Origin of the sequence: Rhizobium sp. J15, assembly GCF_002531825.1 — a bacterium.
Classification (GTDB): Bacteria; Pseudomonadota; Alphaproteobacteria; order Rhizobiales; family Rhizobiaceae; genus Rhizobium.
The window spans coordinates 1-10,917 of sequence record NZ_NWSX01000081.1; the positions used below are offsets into that span (position 1 = coordinate 1).

The 10,917-nt window shown below is 57.7% G+C and carries 12 protein-coding genes; 2 read left to right on the forward strand and 10 right to left on the reverse strand.

From position 1 onward, the window contains the following. From CO670_RS31830 to CO670_RS31850, 5 genes are all read right to left on the reverse strand, one after another. Nucleotides 1-511, reverse strand: a 511-nt coding sequence (locus tag CO670_RS31830) for a thiamine pyrophosphate-dependent dehydrogenase E1 component subunit alpha (protein WP_141502455.1), incomplete at its 3' end; no start/stop codon positions are given. Between the two features lie 144 nt (nt 512-655). Then, entirely contained in the window at nt 656-1,540 is an 885-nt protein-coding gene (locus CO670_RS31835; RefSeq protein WP_097593984.1) for an alpha/beta hydrolase, read from the reverse strand. A 29-nt stretch (nt 1,541-1,569) separates the two neighbouring features. Further along, complete coding sequence (locus CO670_RS31840) at nt 1,570-3,300, reverse strand: ABC transporter permease subunit (protein WP_097593985.1); 1,731 nt, start codon at nt 3,298-3,300, stop codon at nt 1,570-1,572. Next, entirely contained in the window at nt 3,293-4,369 is a 1,077-nt protein-coding gene (locus CO670_RS31845) for an ABC transporter ATP-binding protein (RefSeq protein WP_097593986.1), read from the reverse strand. Before CO670_RS31845 ends, CO670_RS31840 begins: the two co-directional genes overlap by 8 nt. A 27-nt stretch (nt 4,370-4,396) precedes the next feature. Beyond that, a complete protein-coding gene (locus CO670_RS31850) occupies nt 4,397-5,509 on the reverse strand; it encodes an extracellular solute-binding protein (protein ID WP_097593988.1) in 1,113 nt (370 codons plus the stop codon). Nucleotides 5,510-5,892: 383 nt separating this feature from the next. On the opposite strand from CO670_RS31850, the gene CO670_RS31855 reads away from it, so the two are divergent. Both CO670_RS31855 and CO670_RS31860 read left to right on the forward strand, forming a co-directional pair. After that, nucleotides 5,893-6,741, forward strand: coding sequence for a putative hydro-lyase (locus CO670_RS31855; protein ID WP_245426168.1), 849 nt, complete (start codon nt 5,893-5,895; stop codon nt 6,739-6,741). 103 nt (nt 6,742-6,844) lie between these two features. Next, the gene (locus CO670_RS31860) at nt 6,845-7,756 is read left to right on the forward strand and encodes a LysR family transcriptional regulator (protein ID WP_097593989.1); all 912 of its coding nucleotides are present in this window, start codon (nt 6,845-6,847) and stop codon (nt 7,754-7,756) included. Nucleotides 7,757-7,795: 39 nt separating this feature from the next. On the opposite strand, the gene CO670_RS31865 is transcribed toward CO670_RS31860, so the two are convergent. From CO670_RS31865 to CO670_RS31885, 5 genes are all read right to left on the reverse strand, one after another. After that, nucleotides 7,796-8,089 carry a putative quinol monooxygenase gene (locus CO670_RS31865; protein ID WP_097593990.1) on the reverse strand — a complete coding sequence of 98 codons (294 nt, stop codon included), beginning with the start codon at nt 8,087-8,089 and terminating at the stop codon, nt 7,796-7,798. A 13-nt stretch (nt 8,090-8,102) separates the two neighbouring features. Beyond that, nucleotides 8,103-8,552, reverse strand: a complete 450-nt coding sequence (locus CO670_RS31870; protein ID WP_097593991.1) for an OsmC family protein — start codon at nt 8,550-8,552, stop codon at nt 8,103-8,105. A 55-nt stretch (nt 8,553-8,607) separates the two neighbouring features. Further along, nucleotides 8,608-9,015, reverse strand: a complete 408-nt coding sequence (locus tag CO670_RS31875; RefSeq protein ID WP_097593993.1) for a heme-binding protein — start codon at nt 9,013-9,015, stop codon at nt 8,608-8,610. Between the two features lie 81 nt (nt 9,016-9,096). Then, nucleotides 9,097-9,822 carry an SDR family NAD(P)-dependent oxidoreductase gene (locus tag CO670_RS31880; protein ID WP_245426163.1) on the reverse strand — a complete coding sequence of 242 codons (726 nt, stop codon included), beginning with the start codon at nt 9,820-9,822 and terminating at the stop codon, nt 9,097-9,099. Nucleotides 9,823-9,904: 82 nt separating this feature from the next. After that, on the reverse strand, nt 9,905-10,917 hold a 1,013-nt coding region (locus CO670_RS31885), incomplete at its 5' end, for an acetoin dehydrogenase dihydrolipoyllysine-residue acetyltransferase subunit (protein ID WP_097593995.1).

Genomic DNA, 10,917 nt, shown 5'->3' on the forward strand with positions numbered 1-10,917 from the left:
CGATCGGCAGGTTCCAGATCTTGGCAAGGTTGAAGCTTTCGGACATGACGCCTTCGTTCATCGCCCCGTCGCCGGCGAAGGCGACCGCAACCTGGCCGGTCCCCAGCAGCTTTGCGCTGAGCGCCGCTCCGCAGGTGATCGGAGCACCGGCCGCAACGATCCCGTTCGCTCCAAGCATGCCCTTGCGCAGGTCGGCAATGTGCATCGATCCGCCCTTGCCGCCGCAGGTCCCCGTCGCCCGCCCGAACAGTTCGGCCATCATGCTGTCGATATCCACGCCCTTGGCGATCGAGTGGCCATGGCCGCGATGGGTCGAGGAGATATAGTCGTCCTCGCGAAGATGCAGGCAGATGCCGACGGCACTCGCCTCCTCGCCCGCATAAAGATGGGTGTTGCCCGGAATGTCGCCGGTCGCCATCTCCTCCATCACCCGCTCCTCGAAGCGGCGGATCATCCGCATGCTTCGATAAACCTCAATCAGCTTGTCCTGAGAAAGTTGTAAGCCTGACATGTGCTCCTCCGGCAGATCCTCGTCGGACCTCTGCTGTTCATCATCTTTCGCGGCGCCGGATTGCGGATATTCGCCGACATCCGCAATCCGGCTCGTCCCACCCGTCTTGGGAGAGGTGGACGCATTCAATTCTTCGTCGACGCGTCAGGAAAAGAAACGCGTCAATGCATCGGCAAGCGCCGCAGGTTGCTCTTCAGCCAAATAGTGGCCGCAATGCTCGATGGCGGTGCCCGAGACGTCGGTTGCGATTTTCTGCAGTTGAGCCACGAGATCCGGCATCGAGCCTTGGTCGGCACGAATTGCCAGAACCGGCATATCGAGTTTGCCGCGACTGCTGAGCTCCTTATTCTGGTCCGCCGATTGGGAAATCGCGCGATAGTAGGCTAGGCCGCCCGTCAGGCCATTGGTGCGAAAAACCCGCAAATACTCGTCGAAATCGTCTTCAGAAAAATATGCCGGGCTCGCGGCTTTGCGCTGCAAAAACCATCTGAGGTAAATGTCTTCCCGGTCCCTGATGAGAGCTTCGGGCAGATCAGGCAGATTATGAAAGCCTACGTGCCAGGTTCGCCACGCCGTATCGGGAGACCACGGTAGTGTGTCAGGCAGACTAATCCCCGGGATGCCGGTATCTAGTATTGCGAGGCCAAGAACCGTCTCGCCATAGGAAGCCGCATAAGGATAGGCGACCCACGCGCCAATATCATGAGCGGCAAGATAATGCTTCTCGATCCCGAGCTTTTTGGTGAACTCCCGCATGAGGTTCGCGATCGAAAGCGTATCACATCCACGCAGAGGTCGATCGGAATCGCCCTGCCCTGGAAGATCTGGCGCAATGACCCGGTAGCGCTCGCCAAGCACAGGCAGAATTTTACGCCAAGCATACCAGCTTTGCGGAAAGCCGGGAAAAAGGACGATCGTGTCTCCGTCTGCTCGTCCTCCTGAAACGTAGTGAATTCGAACTCCTTCGACTGTGAGAAAGCCGCGCGCGAAACCTTCAATTCCGCTTGAGCGCCAGTCCTGCATATCCATTGTGAACCTCCTTATCGATTATCGAGCGACTAAGCCGCTGCCTTGGCGAGTTTGGTGCTGGTTCTCCATGTGGCGAAACCGACGACCAAGAGGCATGCAAAGAGGAGCAGCGAGAAGATTGCATTCACCGACGGCGTGAAGCCGAAGCGGAGCTGGTTGAACACCCAGATCGGAAGGGTTGGCGCACCGCCCGACAAGAACAAGGTGACCATCACATCGTCGGCCGACAGCGTGAGCCCGAGAAAGGCACCGGCGATAACGGTTCCGCGGATCATCGGAAACAGGATATGCACGAAGCTCTGCCAGCGATTGGCGCCAAGGTCGAGCGAGGCTTCCATGAGGCTCGGATCGAGACGTCGCAGCCGTACAAGCAGCAGCAGCATTGTCACCGGCATCACGAAACTCATCTGCCCAATGACGATTCGCGCGACGCCAGAGGGAATTGAGAATATTTCTGTGCCAAGCACCATCTCGATCCCGAGAACGACGCCGGGCGTGGCGATCGGCAGTGCGAAGGCGAGTTCGAAAAAACGAGCGCCCTTCAACCTGGCGTAATGAATGATTAACGCGAAAATGGTTCCCAGCACCACCGACATCGTCACGACACAGAGTGCCACGATCACCGATCGCCGGGCTGCTTCCATCAACGATTGATCCTGGAGGAGTTCTTGATACCAGTGAAGGGTAACGCCCTGCAGCGGGAAGATCTGCAGGTTAGCGGAATTGAACGAAAACAGGACGATGATCGCGAGCGGTGCATAAAGGTAGATGATGGACGCGACAACGCCAACGGTTCCGAGGCGACGACCGGTGCTACGCCGTAAAGAGTTGCTCTCAGGCAATGTGCCTTCGGCCTCCTCGCTGAGCATCACGCCCTTCGTTGGCAGCATTGTGATTATAGTGCCGAGCAGGAGAGCCACGCTCATCATGAGCGCAACCGCAACTGCTGCGCCATATGGCCAGTTGTTGGCAAATCCGAACTGAGTGGAGACCACCACACCAAGCGTCGTGCCGTCGATACCGCCGATCATGGCCGGCGTGACGAAATCTCCGACCGTCACGAGAAACGCCAGTGAAAAACCGATGGCGAAGTTGCGACGGGTCAACGGCCAGATCAAGTGGAGAAATGTCTGGGTTGGTGTCGCGCCAGAGTCTTGCGACGCTTCGATCAGATCACGGGGAATTTTCTCGAAAGCTCCCATTGTCGAAATGAAAATGAATGGGATGGAGATGTAGGCAAATACGATGACGACCGCGGTCGGACTATAGAGGAAGGCATCTGACGGTTGATCAAGAATACCGCTGGACACCAGGGCAGCATTGAGAACGCCCGACTGGCCAAGAATGATGCGCCAGGCAAAAATGCGCATCAGAAGGCTGATCCAGAGCGGCAGAACAACCAGCACGGTCAGCAGGGTCTTGTAGCGCCTTGCCATTCGCCCGACGTAAAAGGCCAAGGGAAAAGCGATCACGGTTGCGAGAACGCAGCCAAGAAAGCTGAACGTCAAGGTGCGCGTAAGCAAAACCCAAAAGCCGGCCGAGTTCCAGATCCGCGCGTAGTTTATAAGCGATGGCTCAAGGAGGATGACCCCACCCGAGGTTTTGAGGAAGCTCACGCCAATCAATAGCACGTTCGGCAAGACAACGATCAGGAACAACCAGGCAAGGACCGGCACGCTTGCCAGGTTGAGGCTGATCCTGAAGCCCTGCGGTGCAGCCCGCAAAGGTTTCGTGAGGTTCGATGCGACATTATCAGTCATAGAACACCTGCGTATTCTGCAGGTCGAAGTTGACCTGCACCGGCTGACCGACTTCCAGCGATGAATTGTGAGCTGCAGGCACCAAGCCGATCACGTTTATCGCACCACAGCGAACATTAACCTCACAGCTCGTTCCCATGAACAGAACGTCTTCAACAGTTCCATGAAGCGAACCTGGAGATGGCGTGGCAACGTTTTCGCTGACCTGAACTGCCTCATAGCGGATAGCCATACGTGCCGCGCCACAGCGTGAAGCAACGAGACCCGGCAGCGCCACATTCTCGACGTGCGCGACCGCACCATTTCCTGCGGCTTCAAATGTCACGGGGATGAGATTGGACCGGCCGACAAATCGGGAAACGAATTCATTCTTCGGCGCGAAATAGATTTCGCGAGGTGTGGCAAGCTGCGCGATCTTTCCTTCATTGAGCACCACCACGCGATCCGACATCGACAACGCTTCGCCCTGGTCGTGCGTCACATACATGAACGCGATACCGAGCTCCTTTTGCAGAGCCACGAGCGTATGTTGCATCTGCTGGCGCAGCCGCAAATCCAGCGCCGCCAGGGGTTCGTCGAGAAGCAGCAGCTTCGGCCTTGAGACAATTGATCTTGCCAAAGCCGCCCTCTGCCTCTGGCCGCCTGACAGCTGGTGTGGAAGCCTGTCGGCAAACGCCGACATCTCGACGAGCGACAGAGCTTCCATCGCCGCAGTAGATCGGCTGGATTTCGCATCGCCGCGCATCCGTAGTGGGTATTCTACATTTTCCCGCACCGTGAGGTGCGGGAAAAGAGCGTAGCTTTGAAAGACAGTGCGTACGTCGCGCTTGAACGGAGGAACGCCGTTCATGGCATGCCCCGACATCGTAATTGCGCCCCGATCCGGATGCTCGAACCCTGCAACTGTGCGCAAGATAGTGGTCTTTCCAGAACCGCTCGGGCCTAGAATTGAAAAGAATTCTCCGCTTCTTACGGCAAAGGAAACGTCGTCGAGCGCAGGCTTGTTTGCGCCGTCATAGGTTTTCGACACGCCTTCAAGCGAAAGCACCGTTGTCTGGGAGGTACCCATCTGTCTTCTCCGCGTTCGCGTATCGGCTCAAAGCGTACCAGCGAGGAAGTCATTCCAGATCTGGATGCGCCGCTCGACATCTTCCGGCTCGCGGAAAAACACCAGGTTGCTTTTGAACGAGGGATCCTCGGAGTCGAGAATGTTCGTGTTCTTGAGCTCCTCCTCGGTGAGGCCGGCCTTGCGCGCCGCCTCCGGCGTCAAAACGCCATTGCTTCCGGAGAATTTCATGAAACGCGTTTGCCACTCGACGGACATCGTGTCATTCAGGAATTTGTAGACGATATCCCGCTGTCCCTTGGGCGTGACGAAAGTTCCCTCGATCCAGGAGGGGGTTCCTTCTTTAGGAAGCGAGTACTTCGCGTTCAGACCCTTCTTTTTCAGCGTGTTCACGACTGTAACGTTGTGGCAGTAACCGAGAAGCGCCTCGCCCGAAGCATAGACGTTTGCCGCATCGTCGAAGCCACGCGTGACGACGCGAACCTGCTGACGCAATTCGCGAAGTGCCTTCGTAACCGCGCCAAACTCGTCCTCGCTGAGTTTGAACGGATCCTTCGCCCCGACGTAGAGAGCGATCATCGGGATGGTGACGGTCGCGTCATCGAAGATGGTGACCTTTCCCTGATACTCCTTGTCCCAAAGGGCGGCCCAGCTCGTCGGAGCTTCCTTGATAACGTCAGCATTGTATTGAAGCGGCTGGGTACCCCAATGCAGCGGAATGCCCATCAGCGTACCATCGACCGAAAGCGGATCCTTCCAGTTCAGTCCGGGAAGAATGTTGGCGACATTGGGGACCTTAGATAGATCAAACGGCGCAATCTGACCGGCTTTCTTGAGACGGCCGGCCGTTGAGGCCTCTGAATAGACCACATCCGGCTTGACCGCGCCGGACTGAAGCTGCGCAAAAACCTCATCGAGCGAGGAAATGATGACCGGCTTGATCTTCGTGCCGTTTGCCTTTTCCCACTCGGCGATCCAGTCCGGCTCGTCGTAGCTTTCCCAAGTCAGAAGCGTGATCGGCTCCTCTTCCGCACGGGTGACGGATGCGAGGAAGGGTGTAAACAAACCTGCGGCGGCGAGCCCACTACCAATTTTTAGGACCTGGCGACGGCTGGCGGTAAAGCGTGTCGAATCGTTGGTCATTTTTAGAGTTCCCTTTTTTGTCATTGGTCCAAGGAGCCTTAAAGTTAGCCTAACTAACGACAGTTCGGTTAATGATCCAAATGTCGTTGCCGGCCATGTCTTAGGCCCAGCGAATATTAACGGGGATGCTTTTTGACTGCCCGGACGTCCTCGAGTCCGGCAGGTCGTTTGCTGAAGGACCTCCTACCGTTCAGCCCTATCATCCTCCCGCTCTTGCATCCGACGGTCAAATCGCAATTCACGATGACCTGTGATAACGAATGCTGATAACCAGGCGATATGCGATCAAACGCCAGTTCGATAAGGAAAATTGATCACCCACCATTCAATTTCATAATTTGACGCCTGCGACTGACGAGCAAATAAAAATCAGAACATTCTTGATCGTCGAGGAAAAATTCGTGTTGCTATCTTCAAATAGCGCTGCGGACCGCGCGCCAGAAGCCATTCGTGCAGGCGCAAGATCCGGTACTATCAGTGGCCAGACCTCCGGAATGGCCAGAGGGTTTGCACAAGGAAATCTTGTTATCCTGCCAAGAGAATGGGCGAAAGATTTCTTGAATTTCTGCCTCGCAAATCCCAAACCCTGCCCGCTATTGGCCGTGGGTCGGCCGGGTAATCCATCGTTACCTGGCGCGGGGCAAGACATCGATATCCGTACCGATGTGCCGAGCTACCGGATCTTCCGCAACGGAAATTTGGTTGACGAAGTTGAGAACATTACAAGTATCTGGCAGGACGACTTCGTGTCCTTCCTGATCGGATGCTCATTCTCGTTTGAATGGGCACTGCTGGGCGCCGGTCTCACTGTCCGCCACATTGAACTTGGCACAAACGTGCCAATGTATAAAACCGATATCGAATGTGTATCGGCAGGACGCTTTTCGGGCCAGTATGTCGCGTCAATGCGCCCGATGAAGCCTGCAGAGGCCATTCGCGCAATCGAGATCACCTCTCGGATGCCGCAGGTTCACGGTGCCCCGGTTCATTTCGGTGATCCGTCAGCGATCGGGATCGCAGACATAACCAATCCCGATTTCGGCGATCCGGTGCCCGTCAGAGAGGGAGAGATCCCGGTCTTCTGGGCGTGCGGTGTCACGCCGCAGGTGGCCTTGGCTAACGCAAAGCCACCGATCGCGATCACCCACTCACCGGGATGCATGCTGATCACCGATATCCCCGACGATGATCTAATTACTGGAAAGTTTCGCTTTTCTGCGCCAGAGTTGTGACCGCGCAATCGGGCCCGCCTCTCGGGCGCGCCTGCCCGTGGACACGAAGGATCTGTTATCGTCCTGCTTTCCGCGCCGGCGCGCGCAGCACTGGGGGAACGGCATGATTGATCTTCGTACCTTGGAGACTTTCTACTTCGTTGCACAGACCGGCGGTTTTAACCGTGCCGCAGAGAAGCTCCACACCACGCAACCGGCGGTCTCGGCACGAATAGCCCAGCTTGAGCAGGATCTGAATGTCAGGCTATTCGATCGCAACAAGCACGGCAGTCATCTGACGGCTAAGGGACGTGACCTTTTACGATATGTCGAGCAAATGATCGCGCTCCGCGTGGAGCTTGTCTCGGCGATCGCTGGCGATAGTGCCCTGCGCGGTAATTTGCATCTTGGCGTTTCAGATACCATTGTTCACACTTGGCTGCCCGAGCTTCTAAAGCGGCTCAGTTCCGACTATCCTGGAATAACGCTGGCGATCGACGTCGATGCTTCAGCGGGCCTCGCCGACGCATTGCTCAACAATGCGATCGACGTCGCGCTGTTGATGGGCCCTATCACTGCCGGGCACGTGACGAACATTCATCTTTGCAGCTACCCGCTGGATTTTATCGTCCGCTCGGATTTTCCTGAGCTTGGCTCCAGCATCGGCCTTCGCAAGCTCGCCGAATATCCAATCATCACTTTTGCCCGCCACACACGACCCCACTCGGAATTGAAAGAACTCTTTCGCAAGGCTGGTGTCACAGGTGTCCGTCTCTTTGCAAACGCATCGCTGTCATCGATTATTCGCATGACGCTCGATGGCTTGGGAATTGCAGCAATTCCAAAGGAAGTTGCGCTCGAGCACCTTGATAACGGCCGTCTGCGCCTGCTGGCCCATGAAGAGACGCTGCCCGTACTCTCATTCACAGCAAGCTTCATCCCTCGTCCGGATATGCCACTGAGCGGTGTGGTCGCCAAACTTGCACAGGAAGTCGCAAACCACGGCGCTGTTGGCCCCAAACACCCTTCCCGTTAGAAGCTGGCCAGCGATGCCGCCGGCCAGCTTCGCCTCAGGTTAGGAAATGCGGGTGTATTTCTCAAGCGCCACCGATTTGAACAGATGACCATTCTTGGCACCGAAGGCCTTCATTGAGTCTGTATTGTTGTGGACGTCGAGCGCCTGTTCATCGTCCCAGATCTCGTAGAATAGGAACTCGCCCGGCCGATCATTCGACTGGTGGAGATCATACTGGACGAAGCCTGGCTCTGTCTTTGCGATAGGCACGAGCGTCAGCAGCGCGTCCCTTACTGCATCTTCCTTGCCTTCATGGGCGATGATGGTCGCCACCACAACGAGTTTGTTCTTCATCTTGACCTCCAGATTATTGAATCTCAATGGATACGTGGCACTTGATCGAATTTGCGATGAAGCAGCCCTTATGCGCGCGATCGTGAAGGCGTCGGAGCGCCTCGCGATCAGGCTGCTTTTCGCCGCTGAACGTCGCCTTGGGACGCAGAGCGATGTCGGAGACCCACATGCCGCCCGCGGGGCTCTTCGACACCCTCCCGGAAGCCTCGTCCTGATAGGCGGTCACGGCATAACCGCTGCCTTCGCAAATGGCGAGGAAGTACAGCATATGGCAGCTCGCCAACGCGCTCACCAGCAATTGTTCCGGATCTGCTAGTGACGCGTTACCGAGATACTCGGCGGCGGCAGAAACTGGAATGGTAACCGTCGGGCTGATGATCGCCTTGTGGTCACGGCTGTACGTTTTCTTTTGTTGTTCGTGTGAAGCGGCTTCCCACTCAATACGAACGATATGTTCTGACATCCTTGTCACCCTTTAACCCGATTTTGCGCCGTAAAGGTCGCGGAGATGTTTCCCACTAGCTGAGGGCCGCCAACATTGCTTCGGCGATCGCGAGATCGTCGTCTACTGGGCCGCCCGAAACGCCTACGGCGCCGACGACCTTGCCGTCGCGAATGATCGGCAGGCCGCCGCCGAAAACCACGAACGGCCGCGCGCCGACCGCTTCCAGGCCGTAAAGCGGGCCATTCGGCTGAACCGCCTCCATCCACTGACCGGAAGGCGAACGCAGAGCAAGCGCCGTCCAGGCCTTGTTCTGAGCGATCTGTACCGTTGACAGTGCTGCGTCGTCGACCCGCAGAAAAGCCAGCAGGTTGCCGCCGAGATCAACGATCGCCAGGGACGACGGCTGTTTGATCTCTCTAACCTTTGCAGCGCCCGCGGCAATGGCGTTCAAGGCTTCTTCATGCGTGATGATTCTGACCATCGTAGTTCCTCGATCTGAGCCTGTTGGAAAGCAATGCGTGCGGCGGTCCGCTCGAACGGACCGCCGCATCCTCGTTCATGCCTAATTGTAGATCCCGCCGTCCACGTTGATCGCCTGTGCGGTCACATAGGAGGATTCGTCCGATGCCAGGAACACGAACAGGGGAGCAACCTCGTCGGGCCGTGCCTGACGGCCGAGCGGAATGACCAGGGGAACAAGCGCTTCCTGCTTTTCGCGCCCACCGATGAAGTCGATGACCGGCTGGTTGAAAGGTGTGTCGATCCAGCCAGGGCATACGGCATTCACGCGGATGCCGTCACGCGCCAGTTCAATCGCCAGCGTGGTCGTCAGACCGATCACTGCGGCCTTGGACGATGAATAGGCGAGGAGACCGGCGGCACCACGCTTGCCTGCAAGGGACGACATCAGCACCACGGAAGCTTTGCCGGACTTACGAAGCTCCTGGACCGACTCGCGAACAAAGACGAAATTCGCCCTGACATTGATCGCAAAGACCTTGTCCCAGTCACCGGTGCTGAAATCCTCCAGCCTGCCGGAAAGCTGGATGCCGGCATTGAGGCATAGCGTATCGATGCCCTTCATCCATTCAGCCGCTTGAGAGATCGCCGCCTTGATCTCGGCTTCCTGCAAGAGATCGGCACGTATGAACTTCACCGCACCGCCAAAACGCTTCTCGACGGCCGCGCCGCGCTCAGCGTCGATATCCACGACGCTGACGGTTGCCCCTTCGGCAACGAACTGTTCAAGGATCGCGAGGCCGATGTTTGCAACCCCACCGGTAAGCAAGATCCGTTTTCCTGAAAGACGTCCTGACATCGCATTCCCTTTCCTGTTGTTCGATGATTGCCGACCGCGCTTGCGGCGCCTTTTAGGCCCCGGCCTGTTTGATGGTCTTTTTGATTTGGTCGTTGACGGCAGCAGCGGCTTCCATCTGCGGCATGTGGCCGGTCGCCGGGACCTTGACGAAGGTTGCGTTGGCGGGGATTTCGCCTTGCTGCGGCAGCGGCACGATCTGGTCCTGGTCACCCCAGATCAGCGTGACCGGGCATGACAGGGCGCTGAGCGCTGCGCCGATCGATTGCTTCTGGCCGCCGTTATCGGCAATGGCGTCCGCAATGGCCGAAAGCGCTTCGGGAACGCCTTCCAGCCGCTTGAAGCGCAGCGTGCCCTCGACCATGTCGTTGGTGATCTTGGAGGGATCGGCAAACAGCCGCTCCAGGACAGCCTGCAGCGGGCGCCGGCGCTCGGCGGCGATGAAGTCGGTGAGGAAGTCCCGATTCATCTGCTTGCTCAGGCCAATCGGTGCGATCAGCGTCAGCGATCCGATACGCGAGGGCTGACGCGCAGCAAGAGCCGCGGCAATCGCACCGCCGAAGGAGTGCGCGACGAGATGGATCCTTCCAGACGCGATCGGGGTGACTGCCTCTTCGATCGACGCGGCGATCTCGTCAACGACATTGCTGCCCGCCGCCGGCGAGGAATCGCCATGACCGGGAAGATCGACGGCGATCGTGCGCATCGTTTCGGCAAGCACCGGCTGGTTGAAGAGCCAGGTCGTCAGGTCTCCGCCGAAGCCGTGCAGAAAGAGCACGATGTCGTCGCTCGGCTCGCCGGCTTCCAGCAGGTTCAGCGAACCGCCCGGGACCGCGACCTTGCGCGGGAGGGATACCCCACCCTCGCCCTCTTCGCCGCTGCCGATGCGATCGGCATAGCTCTGGATGAAGGCGTCGATCTCTTCCTGCGTGGCGCTCTCGTCGGCAATCACGCCGGCCAGCGCACCGACGGGGGCCGTCGTGCCTTCCGCCAGAACAATCTGCCTCAGCGTACCGCTGGCGGAGGCTTCCAGCACATTCGTCACTTTCGTGGTCTCGATCTCCAGGA